Origin of the sequence: Marinobacter sp. (genome assembly GCF_048269445.1) — a bacterium.
GTDB lineage: Bacteria > Pseudomonadota > Gammaproteobacteria > Pseudomonadales > Oleiphilaceae > Marinobacter.
The window spans coordinates 26,934-46,090 of the sequence record NZ_JBLXIQ010000004.1; the positions used below are offsets into that span (position 1 = coordinate 26,934).

The following is a 19,157-nucleotide window of genomic DNA, read 5'->3' on the forward strand; positions in this document are numbered from 1 at the left end:
ACAAAGCTCAGCGGATTACTTGAGCTTGGCTCTCCTCTGCCAGTTCCTCGAGGCTACTGTAATCGCATTCTTTGCTGGCCATGAAGCTGTCGGTGGAGTCCACAAGAATGTGGTCATCCCGCATGAAGCGTCGACCAAGCAGTACGGGGTAGGAAAAGCGGCCCCGGTCGGCCAGTGAAAACTGGGTTTCGTGAATGCTACCCCCAATACAGAACTCCATGCGCACCACGTATCGTCTCTGGGATGGCGCACCTTTGCGTTTGATCAGAACGGTTCGCTCAACCGGGCGCTCAAACTCCAGGATGATGCTCTCGTGCTCTATCTCGCCTTCGGTGGGCTGATCTTCGTGGTCGCCGAGGGGAATCTGAAAGCTCACCCATTCTTCACCATCTTTTTCAAATGGCTCCACGTTGACGGCATGCAAGGACGACGTTTTGGCGCCTGTGTCCAGGCGGGATTTGAGCCGAAGGGCGGTATCTTTCATAACCACCCACTCAACAAAACCGAGGACTTCCGGAGTGCGGTTCTCACGGTTTTCGTCGGAGTCTGCTGAATACAGTAACGGCGAAAAACAGAGCAATGCTGTAACCAGCACTGTCTTGTTCAGAAACCTCATTCAATATCTCCTGCAAACTTCTGTAAATCTGGAAAAAACGAAAGAAAATTCTGTTCCAGCTCAGCCTGGTTCGTCTGGATCTCCGTGATGATACCGGCAAAACTGTTCCGGAAGCGGATGCGATCCGCAACGCGATCAAGAGCGTAGCCTACCCGCTCCAGATCCTTGTAGGCACCAAACCAGTCGTACCCGACCATCCTTCGGGTAACCCTTGCCATGGGCGACGGCATCAGGTGCTCGTGCTCCTGCAATTCCCAGTAGATGAGGCGGATAAATTGGTCTTGCTCAAGTTCGCTGAACCGGCTCCAGTGCTTGAGGAGGAAGTGGTCGTACAGAATATCCAGAGCAACACCTGCAAACCGTCGACGTTGCCGGGAGAAAACCTGTTTGCTGGCTAGGACATCGGGATGCTGGTCAGTGAAACTGTCCACCGCTCGATGGTGACGAACACCCTGCCTTACTGCGTACGGGAGTGCCGCTATATCGACACCCCGGGCGAAATCACCGAGGATACTGCCCACCCGGGCTTCGGGTGAATCAGGCGCAAGAAATACGTGGGCCAGATGATTCAAGCAGTCTCCCCGGCGGCCTGGTCTTAGAAGTTGAACTGAATGCCGACACCGAGACCGTCAATTTCGGCATCACTATCTTCATAATAACGCATATATTCGAGGTTTCCCGACAGGTTCGGGGCAAACTCCATATTCATGCCGATGCCGTAGGACACATCGGATTCATCCTCGGTAACGGTTCCAAAGGGCGAATCCGCTTGAATCTCCACTCGGGTGAACCCGAGAACCGCATAGGGCGTAATCGGGGATTCGTTAACCAGGTTGAAGGTGGCGTAACCGCCGAAAAAGTTGTCCAACGAGTAATCGACCCCGCCAATCCGGTCGTCATCCACACCAAAGCCACCCCGGGCTTCAATTCCGAGGAACGGAGTCGCCATAACTCCAACCTTGGCCGAGAGCGTACCGACATCAGCATCCGCATTGCCACTTTCAAGGTTCATGAAGGTGTAGTTGAGCCCCGTGTAGAGACCGCCAACACCGGATTTGTACATGTCCTGGGCACTGACGCTGCCCGCAGCCGCTAGGCCGCAAGCAAATACTACAGCGAGTGAACGTGTATGTTTCATTATCACTTCTCCTTAACCGAATCATTCGGTGTGCCAGAATCAACTTGCACCACACTCACGGGATTTGCCATCGGTAAGATCCGCATTTACCCGATATTTACACCAATTTAATTCCCCGGTAATTTCCGGATGCGCAAGGTGTTACCTTGCGGTAACCCAAAGCCACAGGTATTCTGACGCCGTCTCCCGGTATCAGCTGGCTCGAGCATCCTTTGAGAAATCTTTACCCCGTCATTTTCATCGTCAGCGTCATGTTTGTGCTACTCAGCATCTTCATGACATTACCCGTCATTTTGCTGGCGGGCTTTGTAGCGCCGAATGCCCAGGCATTTGCTGAATCTGCTGCGATTGTCTGTGGCCTGGGCATTCTGGGCATGGCCACGACCTACCGGAAACCAAGGGACCTGAAACCTCGTTACATGTTTGTGCTTACGGTTTCGTCCTGGTTCATTATCGCGCTGTTGTCTTCTCTGCCTTTTTACCTGAGCGACTTGAACATTTCCGCCGCCGATGCGTTCTTTGAGGGCACATCCGGAATTACTACCACTGGCGCAACCGTCTTCAGTGGGTTGGATACCATGGACATGGATCTGCTGATCTGGCGTTCTATTCTGCAGTGGATCGGGGGTATCGGGATCATCGGGATGTTCGTGGCAGTCCTGCCGTTCCTGCGTGTGGGCGGCATGCGTCTGTTTGCCACCGAGTCCTCCGAGTGGACAGACAAAGCCCTGCCGAGGATGAAATCTCTCAGCCGCGGCCTGTTACTGGTGTATATGGCCTTCTCGATTATTGCGGTGATGACTTACTGGTTTTCTGGCATGACGCTGTTCGATGCGTTCAACCACGGCCTAACCAGCATTGCCACGGGTGGCTTCTCAACGTCTGATCTGTCCATGGGCAAATTCAGTGATCTGATACTGATGGAAGCCACCTTTTTCATGATCATTGGAAGTCTTCCGTTCTTCCTGTTTGTGCGGGAATTACACGGTCAGCACGGGGTGCTTTTCCGGGACCAGCAGGTTCGTCTGTTTCTGACGATCCTGTTCATCGTGCCTATGTTATTAACGTTGTACCGCTGGCTGGTGTCTCCTGTCCCCTTCGACCCACTTCATAATTATGCCGCAACTCTCTTCAATGTGACTTCCGTGGTAACCACTACCGGGTACGCCTCTGAGGACTATTCAGCCTGGGGGCCGCTGGCATTTGTCCTGTTCTTCTTCTTGATGTTCGTGGGCGGCTGCTCCGGCTCCACTGCCGGTGGTATGAAAATTTTTCGGTTCCAGCTGTCGCTGATCATTTTGCGTGAGCAGTTGATGCGTCTGCTGCACCCCCGGGCGGTGCTTACCCGTAACTACAATGGCCGCGGAGTAAGCGATGAAATCATTTCGTCCATGATTGCTTACACCTTTATTTTTCTGCTTTGCCTTTTGCTGATAACGGTTGCGCTGGCGGCGATGCAGCTGGATTTCGTAACATCGCTTTCCGGCGCCCTCACCTCGCTGACCAATGTCGGCCCGGGCCTGGGCGATATCATTGGGCCGGCAGGCAATTTCAGCGCACTGCCCGATGCCGCCAAATGGGTACTTGCGGTAGGGATGTTGATGGGCCGTCTTGAGATTCTGAGCGTGGTAATTGTGCTTTCGCCGGCGTTCTGGCGCACCTGAGTGGGGGCTGTTATTTAAGCCAAAGCACGGCGGGGTTCTCCAGAGGAAGATTCATACGATCATCCTTCACCCGCAAGCGTGGGGTGTAATGGCCTTCCGGGCGTGATGGCACTGAACACTCGTAAAGATAGCTGTGCGCCGATCCACTGAGCGGGTGCTGCATCGCCATGGCAGTCACTGTTCTCGCCCCGTATTCAGAGGCTTCTGCCACGAGTTCCACGGCAATTCGCTGCTCATCGATGCCATCCAGATAAGCCTCTACTGCAAAAGTCTGGCTACCCTCCGCGTCAATGACGTTGAACGCACCGAATCTTAGCCGCGGCCAGTGCCGGGCGATCTCCCGTTGCCCATTTAGAATGTCTGCCGCCGTCTCCAGGCTTCGCTGCTTTCCGGTTTCCGCCATTGGGAGGTAGAACCGTTCTACGTATTCTCGAACCATCCGGTTGGCTGAATAGGCGGCCGTAAGCTGGTCCATACTGGCCCGGATACGCTCCAACCATTTCCGAGGTATGCCCTGCTCATCCCTATCGTAGAAACCGGGAATCACCTCACGCTCCAGCAAATCGAAGAGTTCCCGGGCGTCTGAAAGATCGTGCTCGCTCGAACTACGCAGCTCCTCGAAGGTGGCACCGGGTCGGATGGCCCAGCCGACATCCGAGTTGTACGCCTCCGCCCACCAGCCATCATACTGGGACAGGTTGAGGCCACCATTGACCAACACTTTCATACCGCTGGTGCCGCAGGCTTCCCATGGGTGACGCGGGCAATTCAGCCATACATCCACACCCTGGATCAGCTGATTGGCCACACCTAGATCGTAATCTTCAATGAACACCACTTTGCCTTCCACTTCCTGCCGTCTTGAAAAGGCTTTCCATTGCCGGATAATCTGCTTACCTCGTTGATCATAGGGGTGAGCCTTTCCGGCAAGCACAATCTGTATGGGCCGGTCGCGACTCGCCAGAAGGCTGAGCAACCGTTCCTCGTCCTTCAGCAGCAGATCGGGCCGTTTGTAATCGGTAAAACGACGGGCAAAACCGAGCGTCAGAGTTTCATGATCCAGCAACAGCCCGCAGGCGGCCGCGTGGTTGTTGACCGGGTTCTGCTCGCAATGCTGGCCGGAAAGACGGCGACGAAGGTAGCCTATCAGCCGATTCCGCTGTAGGCGCCTCATCTCCCATAGCTCTTCATCGGTTATTGTCGACATCGGGCAGTACATCTGCAGCGGCCGGCGCCAACGGTCCTGGCCACAGGCCCGGGTCCAGATAGCGTCGGATTCCGGTGAATCCCAACTCGGCGTGTGCACGCCATTGGTCACATAGTCTGCCGGAATGTCCTCGGCTGGCCAGCGAGGGAAAAATGGCTGAAAAATGGTTTGTGTGACCTTTTGATGAATCCGGCTCACCCCGTTAAACCGGCCGCTCATATTCAAGGCAAGCAACGCCATGTTCAGCCGTTGGCCCCCAGTATCCTTAACGGTTATTGCTCGCTCACTACCCAGGCCCACCAGTTGGTCTGCAGTCAGATCCCGGCCTTCAAGCCAGGGCGCGAGGTAAAGCCGGAGGAGAGAGCCGGAGAAGTGGTCGAAACCAGAGGCCACCGAGGTGTGGGTGGTGAACAGGTTGGTTGCCCGGGTGACCGTTCGGGCTGTCTCAAAGTCGCTCTGATGCTCGTCCTGCCAGCTGAAGGCCCGTTCAATCAGTGCCAGCGCACAATGCCCCTCGTTCAGGTGGCAAAGGCCGGGGCGTCGGCCCAGTTGTCTTAACAAACGCCAGCCGCCGATTCCCAGCACCATTTCCTGTTGCAGGCGCTTTTCCCTATCACCGGTGTAGAGCTCACTGGTAATCCCCCGGTCCCCGGGCTCATTGCGGGGATCGTTGCTGTCAAGCAGCAGCAATTCACAGCGGCCCACCTGCGCTTTCCAGGCACGTAATCGGACATGCCGGCCCGGAAACGGCACAACCACCCTCACCCATTGGCCTTCATCATCCCGAAGCGGAGAAACTGGAAGCATCGTGGGATCATTGTAAGGATAGAACTCCAGCTGTTCGCCATCGGTACTGATGGCCTGGCGGAAGTAGCCCTGCTGAAAAAGCAATCCCACGGCAGTAACAGGCAGGCCCAGATCACTGGCAGCCTTGAGATAGTCGCCAGCAAGGACACCCAGCCCGCCGCTATAAAGTGGTAAGGATTCACTGAGGCCATATTCCATGCAGAAATAGGCAATACCCTGGCCAAGATCGCCACCGCAATCATCGGAATACCAGGTGTTGGCGTGTACAAATTCCTGGTGGGCCGCGACCTGTTCACCATAGCGTTTCAGGAAAGACGGATCCTCAGCCAGTTCGTCCAGCTTTTCACCGGAAACACTGTTCAATACCAGCCAGGCGTTGTGGGTCGCGTCCCAGGTTTCTTCCTCAAGGGCACGCCATAGCTCGTCGCTGCCATGGTGCCAGGTCCACCTCAGGTCCAGTGCCAGCTGAAACAGTCCGCCCAGGGACGCCGGCAAGGACCGAGGAGTATAGGCTGCCAAGGTCAAGGATTAGCTCCGGTTACGCGAGCGAAGACGCTCATGGGCAGTGTAGCCGCCATCCCCTTCCTTGAATCGTTCCATCAATCCTCCGTGATAGGTTTTAGTGGGCTTGCCGGCGAGCGGGAGTGTAGTCCATCGATATAGCGTGCTTGTTTAGCCACTGCATCAAAGATGAGATGGCAAAACTGTCGTTTTCGACTCCGTCAAAATCCACGCCAAGGCCCTTGTCTGATTTACGAACAACATAGGCCTTTAATCTTCGAACATTTCTTTCCTGTTGTTCAGGAAAGCGGAATTCAAGTTCCACGGTCTGGTTTAATTGAATATCGGTGTAGTCTGTCGCAATGAACAGGCCGCGCTTCGATGCATCCCGAATCTGGCCGGTTGCCACGGGCATCCCCCGCTTATATACCAGCAGGCCAATTTTTCCCTGGACGCGTTTACTGAGTCTGTGTTCCATGTTTCCTCCCTGTGACTCGTTAATAACATCAATTGCCGAAACTGCTCGTGTTTTATATCGAAGAATGGAAAGCGCCTTTTTGATGCCGGTCAAAAAACGATCAGCATCGCGGCAGGCGCCCTTGTTGCCGCACCGCATCATGAATCTTAGTAGACAGACTTTTCCGACAAAAATTCCAGTTCATTTGCCAAATCCAATTGTGCTCCACGGTTCCCGGTGTATTAAATCTGGCTTCCGTTCCAAGTCCCAGAAAATCCTGCATCGGAACAATGGCCAGCGCGCATACGGACCGGAAAGCCGCTTCAATAACAGGCCACGGCATGCCCTCACCGGAGGTGCACAGGTACCTGTTTACGTTGCTCCGGGTGTGATCGTCGAGACTCTGGTACCAACCCAGTGTGGTGTCATTATCGTGGGTTCCCGTGTATACAAGATCCCGCTCATGATGGTTGTGTAACAGGTGGGGGTTATCCGGGCTGCCGTCGAAGCCGAATTGCATCACCGCCATTCCGGGCAGCCGGAATCTTTTGCGGAGTTCTTCAACCTCATCGCTGATCATGCCCAGGTTCTCGGCCACCAGAGGCAAATCCGGAAACCGGCTGAAACAGGCTTCAAGAAAATGATCGCCCGGCCCTGGTACCCAATAACCGTATTTGGGTTCAGGTGTCTCAGCGGGAATCTCCCAGTAGGCCTGCAGACCACGGAAATGATCAATTCGGATCAAGTCAAACAGGTGGCGTTGGCTCTCCAGGCGCTCCAGCCACCATTGGTATCCATCGCCAGCCATGGCTTCCCAGTTATAAAGCGGGTTGCCCCAGTGCTGGCCCTCCAGGGAAAAATAATCGGGCGGCACTCCTGCAACGGCCCGGGGTTCGCCTCGCTCGTCCAGCTTGAACAGGTTTCGGTTGGCCCAGACATCAGCGCTGTCATGAGCAACGAAGATGGGGATGTCTCCAAACAACAAAATACCTTTTCCCCGGGCATAATCTCGCAAGCCCTGCCACTGGTGTTGGAACAGAAACTGCTCAAACCGAATTCTGGCCAATCGAGAGCGGTTCTGGTCAATAAAGTCCTGTAGGGCTTGCTTGTCCCGGTCCCTTAGACATTCCGGCCACTGAAGCCAGCCTGGAAGAGCCTGAACCTCCCGGATCGCACAGAACAGGCAGAAATCATCGAGCCAGTAGTCATTGTTTTCTCGGAAATGCTGATAACCAGGCTGATCGAGACCGTTCAGGTCTGTACCTTCAGTATTGAAAAAGCGTTCCGCAGCGAGGGTCAGTAGTTGATGACGCGCCGAGGGCGCAGGTTGCGACAGTTCCCAATGTGACAGGAAGCCGGCCTCAACAAGTTCCAACAAATCAATGAAGTCCGGATTGCCTGCATGAGCACTGAGAGACTGATAAGGCGAAAGGTCCCTGTGGGTTGGCCCGATAGGTAGCGTTTGCCAGATACTCAGGCCGCTGTCCGCCAGAAAGTCGACAAAGGTGCGGGCGCTCACGCCCAGAACACCCCACGGGCCGGGCAGGCAGGTCGGGTGGAGCAACACACCGGCTCGGCGAGTACTGAACAGGTCGTCGTTGCGGTCCAGGGTCATGCCGGTTTATCCGTTTCATGGCCCTGTCGCATGGCGCCTCCACGAGCCGGTTCGCCGCTGCCCTGGCTCAACTGCTGGAACACGGACGGTGGGGCCGGATAACCGATCATCTCGTACAGATTCACCAGGTGGCGGCGGTACAGGTGCTCGAAATCGCTCACGATCTGTGCCGGGTTGTAATCACCGAACCACCAGAACCAATCAGAGCCTTCGCAAATAGCCAGCTGTGCTCTGGCGGAGTCTTTCTGCTTTGCATTGAGGATGCCGTTATCCATCACCCGGTCATAATGGATCTTTGCCTCACAGAGCAGGTCCCAGGCACGGTTCTTGTCCGGGTCGCCAATCCAGGTGGAGAAGGTGCCGTAGATCCAGCTGCCGGCCACCAGGTGCGGCAGATGGGTCGGCTCAGTGACTGGATGCGCCACCAGATCGCTGTAGGTGGTCAGTTTCAGCTTTGGGTGGTGGGCAAGAACCCGGTACAGTTCATTCAGAAAATGAAAGCCATTCTCAGGGTAGTATTCCCAGGCGTTTTCACCATCCATGATGATGGAAATCACCGGACGGGATTTGCCCCTGAGCTGCCCGGCAATATTCTCCATGTGATGGACCAGGTCACCCACGGCATCCTTTGCATGCCAGTCGGCATAGGTGAAGCCGATGAGGTCAGAAAGGCCATCGTCCCGGAAGAAAACAGACACTGAGGATTCGCCGAAGGTGTAAGGTTGGTGGATTCCAGAATCCGGCATGTCAGGATAATTTTCCCGTGCCTGACTCAGACTGTTATGAGCCACCGAATCCCCACTGGCAGTCCAGCGGAATCCCTGGTCGTCCAGCAACGCGAGTGTCGCCTGGCTGAGGCCGCCTTCGGATGCCCAGCAGCCGGCGGGATCAATGCCGAAAAATCGGTTGAATACCGTTTTCGCCTGTTGGAGCTGCCAGCCTGCCCGCTCGTTTCCACCAGGGTAATTGCTGTGAACGGGCAAAGCGATGTCCGGCATGGCTTCCCTGGCAGATTCAAGTTCCAGCAGCAACGGCAGCATGGCGTGGGTGTAGGGGCTGACAGACAGCTCTACCTGGCCTTTCTGGGCCAAGTGCCGGTATCTCGGCCCGATGCCGGACAACACATCAAAAATGACGTTCAAAAGAGCTCTTCGGTCGTCCATGGTGAAGTCGTGACCTTTTTCCTGAAGGCTCTGAATGCAGTGATTTTCTCGGCGAATGGTTTCGCCCATCCAGCCCAGGTGATACCAGACCAGGAGATCCGACAGGAACCGGCTTGAGATATACCGTTGCAATTCCGGTTTTTTCCGGTAAACGTCGGTCAGCTCAGCAAGTCGAGCGAAGGCAGGATAGCGTTTGATGATCCGATCCTGGTTTGCTCTCAGGCATTTCTCAATAAGTCCAAGGAACGCTGGCGTGCCGGTTTCCGGAAGCTCCTCGGCTACCAGAGCCGCGAGTAACGGGTCGCCGATCTCCCCTGCGCCATGGCGCCACTGTTCAATCTGGATCAGGTAGGTTTCAATTTGTTCCAGCAGGACCGGGGCAAAGTTGACCACTGCTTTCGCCCCGGGCTCATTCTCCAGATGGGCCGCCATATCGCTGTAGTCCTTGATGGCGTGTAGATACACCCAGGGAAACAGGAACTGGCCAGTACGCATGTCCTGATAAGAAGGCTGGTGCATGTGCCAGCAAAGCACAACCGGGATGTGGGTATCAGAGACCATGGGGGTAATCCTGTCCGAGCATCTCGGGCGTGATCAGCACGATCCCTTTGGGAGACACATGGAACCGCTTGCCGTCCTCCACTGGATCAAACCCAATGCGTGACCCTTCCGGAATGCGGCAGCCACGATCAATCAGGGCATTGCGAATTTGGCAATGGCGGCCAATCTCTACATCTGGATAGAGTACCGAGTCAGAGACGTTGCTGTAAGAATGCACCTTAACCTGAGAGAAAAGCAGAGAATGCTTCACCAGGGCGCCGGAGACAATGCAGCCTCCTGCCACCATGGAATCCACCGCCGTGCCTCGACGGCTGGCATCGTCAAAGACAAACTTTGCCGGTGGCAATTGCTCCTGGTACGTCCAAATAGGCCAATGGGAGTCGTAGAGATTCAGCTCAGGGCTGATATCAATCAGTTCCAGGTTAGCCTGCCAGAGGGCATCAATCGTGCCAACATCCCGCCAGTATGCGGACTTATCGTTTACTGGATCCCGGAACGGAAAAGCCATTACCCGCAGGCGCTTGATCACAGAAGGAATAATATCCTTGCCGAAATCATGGGTAGAGTCGCTGTTCATCTTGTGGTCGCGCATCAGTTCATCGAACAGCACCTGGGTGCTGAACACGTAGATACCCATGGAAGCCAGCGCCTTGCCGGGTTGGCCGGGCATCGGTTTGGGTTTTTCCGGTTTTTCGATAAATTCAGTAACCATGAAGTCATCGTCTACCGACATGACCCCGAACGCAGAGGCTTCGTCAACAGGCACCTCGATACAACCCACGGTGATATCGGCATCATTCTCAACGTGGGCGGCCAGCATGGTGCCATAGTCCATCTTGTAAACATGGTCGCCAGCCAGGATGAGCACGTATTCAGGGGTGTGGCTGCGGATAATGTCGAGGTTTTGCAGAACCGCATCCGCTGTGCCCTCATACCAGGAAGTTTCGATGCGCTGCTGTGCAGGTAGCAACTCAACGAATTCGCCCAGTTCGCCTCGAAGAAAGCCCCACCCCCGCTGAATATGTCGGATCAGGGAGTGAGATTTGTACTGAGTGATAACGCCAACCTGTCCGATACCCGAGTTAATGCAGTTTGACAGTGGGAAATCGATGATTCGGAACTTCCCGCCAAACGGCACCGCCGGTTTGGCCCGCCAGTTGGTGAGATCATGGAGGCGGGAGCCCCGACCGCCCGCAAGAACCAATGCGAGAGTTTGGCGAGTAAGGCGACTGACAAAACGTTTGGCCGTTTGCATAGTTGCTTCCTTGTAGAAAACCTGTCCTGTAGCCGGTCGTTCAACTGTAAAGGTTTGCCATTATTTTGACACCTGCAATCATATTAGAACACTATCACGGAATTATGACGTAAACTTGTTTCGGGTCATTTTCTAAACAGGCGCAGGCCCGTCAAATGGAAGCTCTACTTGGTTAGGAAAAGCACGGTCTATGGATAGTCCAACGCTCAGCGAATTCGACCTTCACCTCTTTGCCGAAGGCAGGCATTGGCACATCTACAACGTACTGGGCGCTCACGTATGCAAAAGCGGGGGCGTTGAGGGTGTCCGGTTTGCGGTGTGGGCCCCCCAAGCGAAAGCAGTCAGTGTTGTCGGAGATTTCAATCACTGGAAATCCGGTGCCCACAGCATGGACCTGCATGACGGTATGGGGGTGTGGTCGTGCTTTATTCCGGGCATCGGTACCGGGGCGCTGTACAAGTTCGCGATAACTACCGACAAGGGCCGTCAGTTGCTGAAAGCCGACCCCTATGGTCAGGCCTTTGAGTTGAGGCCCGCCACCGCAGCCGTGGTGACGGAGCGTGGCCACTTTCGCTGGGGTGATGGTGACTGGATAGCCCGGCGGGGCCAGTGGAACTGGCAGGACTCACCCATTGCAATCTACGAGGTACATGCCGCCTCCTGGCGCCATCACGGCTCCGGGCGCTGGCTGACCTACCGAGAGCTTGCCGACCAACTGATCCCTTACGTCGTGGAATTGGGCTTCACCCACCTTGAGCTATTGCCGATTACTGAACACCCGCTGGATGAATCCTGGGGCTATCAGACCACCGGCTACTATGCACCCACCAGCCGCTTCGGCACACCGGACGACCTGCGTTATCTGGTGGACCAGTGTCACCGCCACAACATCGGCGTGATTCTGGATTGGGTTCCCGGGCACTTCCCGACCGATGAGCACGCCCTCGCCCGATTTGATGGCAGCGCTCTTTACGAGCATGAGGATCCGCGCAAGGGCCAGCATCAGGACTGGGGCACCCTGATTTACAACTACGGCCGGCATGAAGTCCGGAATTTCCTGATAGGCAGCGCTCTGTTCTGGCTCGACGCCTTCCACATCGACGGATTACGCGTGGATGCCGTTGCCTCGATGCTGTATCTGAATTATTCCCGCAAGGAAGGTGAATGGTTGCCCAATGTTCGTGGCGGTCATGAGAATCTGGAAGCCATCGAGTTTCTGAGGGAACTTAACCGCGTTTGCCAGAGCCGATTCCCGGGCACCCTGGTCTGCGCCGAGGAGTCCACTTCCTGGCCACGGGTTACCCGGCCGCCGGAAATCGGCGGCCTCGGCTTCAACCTGAAATGGAACATGGGCTGGATGCATGACACCCTGGATTACCTCCAGCAGGACCCTGTGTACCGCCAATACCATCATGACAAGCTGACCTTCGGCCTGCTCTATGCATTCACAGAGAATTTTCTGTTGCCACTCTCCCACGATGAGGTAGTCCATGGTAAGGGCAGTCTGATCAACAAAATGGCGGGAGACGATTGGCAGCAGCGGGCCTCGTTGCGCTTGCTGTTCACCTATATGTACGGTTATCCCGGTGCGAAACTACTGTTTATGGGCGGTGAATTCGGTCAGCGCCGGGAGTGGAGCGAATCCCGGGAACTGGACTGGCCACTGCTATCCTATCCGGAGCACCAGGGTCTCAAACGCCTGGTACAGGATCTTAATGGGCTCTATCGCCGGGAGGTGTCCCTGCACGGTGACAGTTTCAGGCCCGAAGGGTTTGACTGGATTGACTGTCACGACTCCCCCCAATCCGTCATCAGCTTTCTGCGAACCGCCAAGGGCGAGACCTCCGTGATTGTGGTCAATTTCACACCCATGCCCCGCCATCATTACCGCATCGGACTTCCTCAGGGAGGCACGTGGCGGGAAATCTTCAATTCGGATTCTGAGTACTATGGTGGCAGCAATCTTGGCAACCCCTACCCCATGGCTGCAGACGAACAACCCTGGATGAACCGCAACTGGTCACTGGAACTGACGCTGCCGCCACTGGGCGCGATTGTCCTGAGGCCGACTCTATGATTCGGGTTCTTTTCGCCACGAGTGAAGTCTACCCACTGGTGAAAACCGGCGGTCTTGCTGATGTCTCTGCCAGTCTGCCGGCGGCACTCTGCCGGCTCGAATACGATGTTCAGGTTCTGTTGCCGGGCTACCCGGATGCCCTGAAGGCAGCCAGAAAAGCCGGTTCCCGGAGAAAGGTCCGGCTCCAGATCGGGCAATACAGTGTCAGCCTTTGGCAGACACGACTCCCGGGTACGCCGGTAACGCTCTGGCTGGTGGATTGTCCACCGCTGTTTGATCGGCCCGGAAACCCCTACAAAAGCGATGAGGGAAAAGACTGGTGGGATAACGCTCACCGATTCGCGCTGTTTGCCAGAGTCGGTGCGATGATGGCTACCGGCGATGCCGGTGTGACTTGGAAACCGGATCTGGTCCACTGCAATGACTGGCAGACCGGGCTTATTCCTGTCTTTATGGAGCGCTGCCAGGAGCGGCCGGGCACGGTTTTCACGATCCACAATCTCGCCTATCAGGGTATCTTCTCTCACGAAACCTTCCGGGCCCTCGGTTTGCCGGATTCACTCTGGCGCCTGGATCAGCTGGAATTTTATGGCCAGCTGTCCTTCATCAAGGGCGGCCTGGTGTTCAGCGACCGCATTACTACCGTCAGCCCCGGTTACGCCCGGGAGATTCAGACCCCGGAATTTGGCTGTGGCCTTGATGGCCTCCTCCGGCATCGCGAGGCAGCGTTGACGGGAATTCTGAACGGCATTGATACCCGCGTATGGAACCCGGAGGAAGATCCCGAGCTTGCCTTTCATTACGGTCGCGAACATCTGAAAAACAAAAACCAGTGCCAGGCTTTGCTTCAGCAAGAGCTGGGCCTGGAGGTCAATGGCGGTCCGTTGCTCGGATTTATTGGCCGGCTGGTGGAGCAAAAAGGCGTGGACTGGCTGATTACGGTAATGCCCGAATTGCTGGAACGGGGTTGCCAGTTTGTGATTCTCGGATCCGGTGAGGCACGCTACGAGGATCCCCTGAAACTGCTGGTACGGCAATGGCCTGAGCAGATGTCCCTGACGCTTGGTTACGACGAGGGGCTATCCCACCGAATCACCGCTGGTTGCGATCTGTTCCTGATGCCATCCCGGTTTGAGCCTTGCGGCCTCAACCAGATGTACAGTCTCCGTTACGGTACGGTGCCCGTGGTGCACGGGGTTGGCGGGTTATCAGACACGGTTAATGACCCGCAGGAAGTCGGGATCGACTTGGCCAACGGCTTCCGGTTCAGCGAGGCCAGCGCCCCGGCACTTCTGGGAGCAGTGAACCGTGCACTGGAGTATTTCAGGCAACGCAAACAGTGGCGTCGGCTTCAGCAAAACGGCATGGCAACGGACTATTCCTGGAAACAGCGAGCCCGTGATTATGGCGACCTCTACCGGAACATCCTCAAAGATCGTCAACATTAACAGCTGGATTAGTGCGAGCGTGTGCCCGCCTGGAGGCAATCAACATGCATAAAGCAACGCAATTCCGACTTGAGGCTTACCCTTTTATTCCCGATGCTCTGGAGCGTCTTGAAGAACTGGCCAACGATCTGTTTTACAGTTGGGATCACGGTGTTCGCAGCCTGTTTGCCAGAATTGATCTTCGGCTCTGGCAGAAAGTTGAGCATAACCCCAAGCTATTTCTGCGTCGTGTCGCCCAGAACCGGCTCGACGAGGCGTCGGAAGACCGGGCATTCCTGGCCGAGTATCGCCGGGTACTGAGCAGTTATGATGCCTACCTGGAGGCCGGTCCCGGACCGGAGGTTACCGAACAGCTGGATCCGGAAAAGGCGTTGGTTGCATATTTCTGCGCGGAGTTTGGCTTTCATGAGAGCTTTCCCATTTACTCGGGGGGGCTGGGCATTCTGGCCGGTGACCACTGCAAGGCCGCCAGTGATCTGGCGTTGCCCTTTGTTGCCGTGGGCCTGTTATATCAGCAAGGATACTTCATCCAGAGTATCGGCCCCCTGGGTCAACAAATCGCCCGGTACAAGTCGCATTCCAGTGATGAGTTGCCGATAACGCCGGTGGAAAAGAATGGAGAAGTTCTGAAGGTGTCCGTACCCTTCCCGGGTCGCAACGTTGTGGCTCGGGTCTGGGAAGCCCGGGTCGGGCATATACGGTTATACCTGTTGGATAGCCACACGGAAGAAAACAGCCCCGAAGACCAGGAACTGACCCTTCAGCTATACGGAGGCGACTCGTCCACCCGAATCAGTCAGGAGATGCTCCTGGGCATTGGTGGCACTCGGGTCCTTGAGGCGCTAGATCTGAAACCAACGGTGTGGCACATCAATGAGGGCCACGCGGCATTTCAAATCCTCGAGCGTTGCCGACACACCATGGCCTCCGGACTGACTTTCGAAGCGGCCCTGGAAGCCGTCGCCGGGGCCACCCTGTTTACCACTCATACGCCTGTTGCCGCCGGCCACGACATCTTTCCGAGGGATCTTGTACACCATGCCATGGGTCGTTACCTTGAGGAGTCCGGGCTGGACTTTGAAACGGTGTTTGCACTCGGCGCCAAAGCGGACGGTGACACATTCAATATGACCAGCCTGGGTCTGCGAGGCTCACGCTTCCATAACGGGGTTAGTCGCATCCACGGTAGTGTTGCCTCCCAGATGGAGGGGGATATCTGGCCTCAGGTGCCGGCGGAAGAAAACCCCCTTGGTTACATCACCAACGGCGTGCATGTCCCCACCTTTCTGGCACCGGAATGGTCAAGCCTGTTCGATATCCAGGCGCCGACCTGGAAAAGTGAGCTGAGAAACCAGCAGTTCTGGGAATTCATTGACCAGATTCCGGATTATCACTACTGGAGCGTGCATAAAGCCCTCAAGCAACAGATGGGTGAATTTATTGTTCGTCGCTTGAGGCGACAGCACAAACGCAACGGAACCGGGCATTCTGTGACCAACAGGATGACCCGGCAGCTAATTTCTTCAGAAAAAGACACCCTGGTGATTGGCTTTGCCCGGCGGTTTGCGACCTACAAACGTGCGACTCTGATCTTCTCCGATCTTGATCGGCTGGAGCGCATTCTCACCAATCCGGATCGCCCTGTCGTTCTGGTTTTCGCCGGCAAGGCCCATCCTCAGGACAAGCCCGGCCAACGCCTGATCAAGGTGATTCACGATCTGTCCATGAATTCCTCACTTATGGGGCATCTGATCCTGCTGGAGGATTACGATCAGGCCATGGCGAGACGCCTGCTCAGTGGCGTGGATGTCTGGCTCAACACGCCGGAATACCCTAAGGAGGCCAGTGGGACCTCAGGTGAAAAGGCTGCGCTAAACGGTGCTTTGAACCTCAGCATACTGGATGGCTGGTGGGGGGAAGGCTATGACGGCAAGAACGGCTGGGGGATTTCTCCCAGGGACACCGAGCTGGATGCCGAATTCCGCAACGAAGAGGAAGCCCGGGACCTGTTGGATCTTCTGGAATTCGAGGTGGTTCCGCTCTACTACGAACGGGCCTCCCAGGGGTTCTCCATGGGCTGGGTCAAGCGTTCCAAGGCATCCATGAAAACCATTACGCCCAGATTCAACAGCCAGCGCATGGTGATGGATTATGTCACCAATTATTATCAGCCAGCTTCAAGCCAGGGAGCCCTGCTGATGGCCGACGATGGCAAAGTGGCCACCGGGCTGGCGAACTGGAAGGCAAAGGTTCGGGAGGCGTGGCCGGGCGTTGAATTGCTCGTGATGGGCTGTGTCGAGTCGCACTGCCCGCACAATGACACTGTCGAGCTTCGTGTAGAGGCGGTACTCAATGGTCTGAGCCCTGACGATGTCCGGGTCGAGTGCCTGGTCAGTCCGGAATGCACGGGAACCCACAAAAACCCAGGCCCAGACAGCTTCTTTCTTGAAAAAGAAAGTGAAGCGGATGGCAGAACGGTATTTTCTACTCGGGTCCAGCCTCCATATCCTGGGCTCCAGACCCTCAGGTTGCGGATGTACCCGCATCACGAAGCGTTAACCCACCCCCTGGAAATGGGCGCCATGCTCTGGGTCTAAGCCCGGGCATGGCAGGCCTTAAAGGACGTGACGGCGGATGAAGCGACCGATATCCAAAACTTCCTCAAGGCACACACTGTGTTCCATAGGGAAGGTCTGATACGTGGGGGCATATCCCATCTCTTTCAGGGTTTCGACACTTCGCACACCTAGTGATTCCGGAACCACCGGATCAAAGGTGCCGTGGTAAACACTGATGGGAACATCGGCGTTTGCGTCGGAGCGCTGAACGGTCGCCGCCGTGGCAAAATAGGTCGATAATGCAAGAATGCCACCCAGACGTTGGGGGTAGCTGAGCCCCAGTTCATAGGCAACCGCCCCGCCCTGGGAGAAGCCGGCAATGATAATCCGGTTGGCGGGAATGCCCTTTTCGATTTCCCGTTCCACCAGCCTGCCGACAGCCTTGGCCGAGGCCATCAGCTGTTCAGTATCCACCACCCGGTCGATGTCCATGGCCTTGATGTCGTACCAGGCCGGCATGGTCATTCCACCGTTGATGGTAACTGGCAGGTTGGGGGCGTGAGGAAAAATAAATCGCACCGCCGCGTCCTCCGGCAGGCCCAGCTCCGGCACAACCGGTTCAAAATCGTGTCCGCTGGCACCAAGGCCATGGAGCCATATGACGGCCGCTGTTGGGTTCTCTCCGGTCTCAAGTTCAATATATCTAAGATCTTGCACTGGGCTACCTCGTGTCAGAAAAAATGTAAAGCCGGGTCATTTTGAACCGTCAGCCTTCTCGGCGTTGGCTTCAAGGGCCGTCACCACAGGATTGGCATACATATCCAGCAGGTAGGGTCGAATCGCGGAGTCGCAGGCATTCAGACGCCGCTCCATCTCTGCCTCGGCTGCTTCCATTTCAGCGGGCGACCAGGTCTCGGCAGTAACCACGGCATCACTAACGGTATCGGGTGTGGCGTGGGCCTCAGGGTGAAGTCCACGTTGCTGATACGCCACCAGATTCGAGGCATGAAGGTGATAGTTGGCGTGCATTTCCCGGTCTATCCGAGCCGCAAGGTCCTTCGGGTTCTCCGGTGCATCATGGATGGGGGCACCGAAATGCACATGCACATGCCCTTTGAAGCCGGTCAGACCTTTCATGATCTGATCAGTATCCTCACCTTCCCGCTTGATGTATTCGCCGGTGCGGGACCGGGTTTCCAGCTCCTGGGCCTTGTCGGCGTCGCAGGGGTCGTACTCGTAGGCAATTGAGACAGGAACGATGTGCAGCCGGTTCATGGCCTCGGCGAAACTGAGCCCGCTCTTTTTGCGGCTCATATAAAACATCTTGATGATGGCTGGATCAGTGAAATCAAGACCATCCTTCGCGCGGCCCTCTCGTTGTGCAATCCAGATGCTGCAGTTGGTGTCAATGCTGTGGTTGATGAAGCCGGAAAGCGTGATGTAAGCATCCCGCATTTCCCGCGGGCTGGTCATATTTCGGCGCACCACGAAACTCTTGTTCAGTCGCATCATTTCGGCAAAAACGCGGTTGGATAACAGGTTGTCGCCAATGGCGATCCTGGTGGTGTGAAAACCGTTCTGAAACAGCAGATAGTTCACCACCATTGGGTCGAAGACGATGTCCCGGTGGTTTGAGATGAACAGATGGGCGCTGTGTTTACTGAGGTTTTCCAGGCCACTGGTGGTCACCCGTGTGGTGGTGCTGTCCACCAGATCACCAACATAACCAGAGAGCCCTGCCTGCAAATCATCAACACGACTGTAGTGCCCGAAATGCCTGCCAAGCCAGCGGCGGGTAAATACCCGCAACACGGCAGGTGCCCACTGGGCCAGGGTCGGTGACTTGAAGCGACCGACCATATCCAGAAATTCCCGGTCGTTGAGAAGTCGGTTGATGGCAGCGCCGGTTTCTTCGTCCGAATAGGGACGGATGGCATCAAATTCCTGCATGGAAGCCCTGTTATTGTCAGTGTCTGTCACAGTGTGGCGTGAACCGGTGGTTCAAAAACGCGGTATTGTAGCGTTTCTTCCACTACTTTGCCTCCATCCGGGCGCCCGGTTTGCTGGCCAATCGACAGGGTTAATCTGGT

Annotated in this window: 14 protein-coding genes; 4 read left to right on the forward strand and 10 right to left on the reverse strand. The window is 55.9% G+C overall.

Features of this window, described 5'->3' with window-relative positions; all coding sequences use genetic code 11:
- Positions 1–7 precede the first annotated feature (7 nt).
- The 3 genes from ACN0XM_RS09165 to ACN0XM_RS09175 are packed head-to-tail and all read right to left on the reverse strand — an operon-like array spanning position 8 to position 1,754.
- The gene (locus ACN0XM_RS09165) at positions 8–616 is read right to left on the reverse strand and encodes an ATP-dependent zinc protease (protein ID WP_417566638.1); all 609 of its coding nucleotides are present in this window, start codon (positions 614–616) and stop codon (positions 8–10) included.
- Positions 613–1,188, reverse strand: a complete 576-nt coding sequence (locus tag ACN0XM_RS09170) for an ACP phosphodiesterase (RefSeq protein WP_417566639.1) — start codon at positions 1,186–1,188, stop codon at positions 613–615. Before ACN0XM_RS09170 ends, ACN0XM_RS09165 begins: the two co-directional genes overlap by 4 nt.
- 23 nt (positions 1,189–1,211) lie before the next feature.
- Positions 1,212–1,754 carry a porin family protein gene (locus ACN0XM_RS09175; protein ID WP_417566640.1) on the reverse strand — a complete coding sequence of 181 codons (543 nt, stop codon included), beginning with the start codon at positions 1,752–1,754 and terminating at the stop codon, positions 1,212–1,214.
- A 251-nt stretch (positions 1,755–2,005) separates the two neighbouring features.
- Between ACN0XM_RS09175 and ACN0XM_RS09180 the strand changes: the two genes are divergently transcribed.
- Positions 2,006–3,418: a TrkH family potassium uptake protein gene (locus ACN0XM_RS09180; RefSeq protein WP_417567074.1), complete on the forward strand. Its 1,413-nt coding sequence runs from the start codon at positions 2,006–2,008 to the stop codon at positions 3,416–3,418.
- A gap of 10 nt (positions 3,419–3,428) precedes the next feature.
- Here the strand turns inward: ACN0XM_RS09180 and glgP (ACN0XM_RS09185) are convergent, their stop codons facing one another.
- The 5 genes from glgP (ACN0XM_RS09185) to glgC all read right to left on the reverse strand — a co-directional run bounded on the left by glgP (ACN0XM_RS09185) (position 3,429) and on the right by glgC (position 10,984).
- Positions 3,429–5,951, reverse strand: a complete 2,523-nt coding sequence (gene glgP / locus ACN0XM_RS09185; protein ID WP_417566641.1) for an alpha-glucan family phosphorylase — start codon at positions 5,949–5,951, stop codon at positions 3,429–3,431.
- A gap of 100 nt (positions 5,952–6,051) precedes the next feature.
- A complete protein-coding gene (locus ACN0XM_RS09190) occupies positions 6,052–6,411 on the reverse strand; it encodes a PilZ domain-containing protein (protein WP_417566642.1) in 360 nt (119 codons plus the stop codon).
- A gap of 100 nt (positions 6,412–6,511) precedes the next feature.
- Complete coding sequence (gene malQ / locus ACN0XM_RS09195) at positions 6,512–8,005, reverse strand: 4-alpha-glucanotransferase (RefSeq protein ID WP_417566643.1); 1,494 nt, start codon at positions 8,003–8,005, stop codon at positions 6,512–6,514.
- Complete coding sequence (locus ACN0XM_RS09200; protein ID WP_417566644.1) at positions 8,002–9,729, reverse strand: glycoside hydrolase; 1,728 nt, start codon at positions 9,727–9,729, stop codon at positions 8,002–8,004. The genes malQ and ACN0XM_RS09200 overlap by 4 nt, the downstream gene beginning before the upstream one ends.
- Positions 9,719–10,984, reverse strand: a complete 1,266-nt coding sequence (glgC, locus tag ACN0XM_RS09205) for a glucose-1-phosphate adenylyltransferase (protein WP_417566645.1) — start codon at positions 10,982–10,984, stop codon at positions 9,719–9,721. The genes ACN0XM_RS09200 and glgC overlap by 11 nt, the downstream gene beginning before the upstream one ends.
- Before the next feature lie 190 nt (positions 10,985–11,174).
- Between glgC and glgB the strand changes: the two genes are divergently transcribed.
- The 3 genes from glgB to glgP (ACN0XM_RS09220) are packed head-to-tail and all read left to right on the forward strand — an operon-like array spanning position 11,175 to position 17,106.
- Positions 11,175–13,061, forward strand: coding sequence for a 1,4-alpha-glucan branching protein GlgB (glgB, locus tag ACN0XM_RS09210; protein ID WP_417566646.1), 1,887 nt, complete (start codon positions 11,175–11,177; stop codon positions 13,059–13,061).
- On the forward strand, positions 13,058–14,509 hold the full coding sequence (glgA, locus tag ACN0XM_RS09215) for a glycogen synthase GlgA (RefSeq protein WP_417566647.1): 1,452 nt from the start codon (positions 13,058–13,060) through the stop codon (positions 14,507–14,509). Before glgB ends, glgA begins: the two co-directional genes overlap by 4 nt.
- Positions 14,510–14,553: 44 nt before the next feature.
- Positions 14,554–17,106 (forward strand): alpha-glucan family phosphorylase, encoded by a 2,553-nt coding sequence (glgP, locus tag ACN0XM_RS09220; RefSeq protein WP_417566648.1) that lies wholly within the window; start codon positions 14,554–14,556, stop codon positions 17,104–17,106.
- Between the two features lie 18 nt (positions 17,107–17,124).
- Here the strand turns inward: glgP (ACN0XM_RS09220) and ACN0XM_RS09225 are convergent, their stop codons facing one another.
- Both ACN0XM_RS09225 and ACN0XM_RS09230 read right to left on the reverse strand, forming a co-directional pair.
- A complete protein-coding gene (locus tag ACN0XM_RS09225) occupies positions 17,125–17,784 on the reverse strand; it encodes an alpha/beta hydrolase (protein WP_417566649.1) in 660 nt (219 codons plus the stop codon).
- Positions 17,785–17,820: 36 nt separating this feature from the next.
- Positions 17,821–19,017, reverse strand: coding sequence for a 1-acyl-sn-glycerol-3-phosphate acyltransferase (locus tag ACN0XM_RS09230; RefSeq protein WP_417567075.1), 1,197 nt, complete (start codon positions 19,015–19,017; stop codon positions 17,821–17,823).
- Between the last annotated feature and the right edge of the window lie 140 nt (positions 19,018–19,157).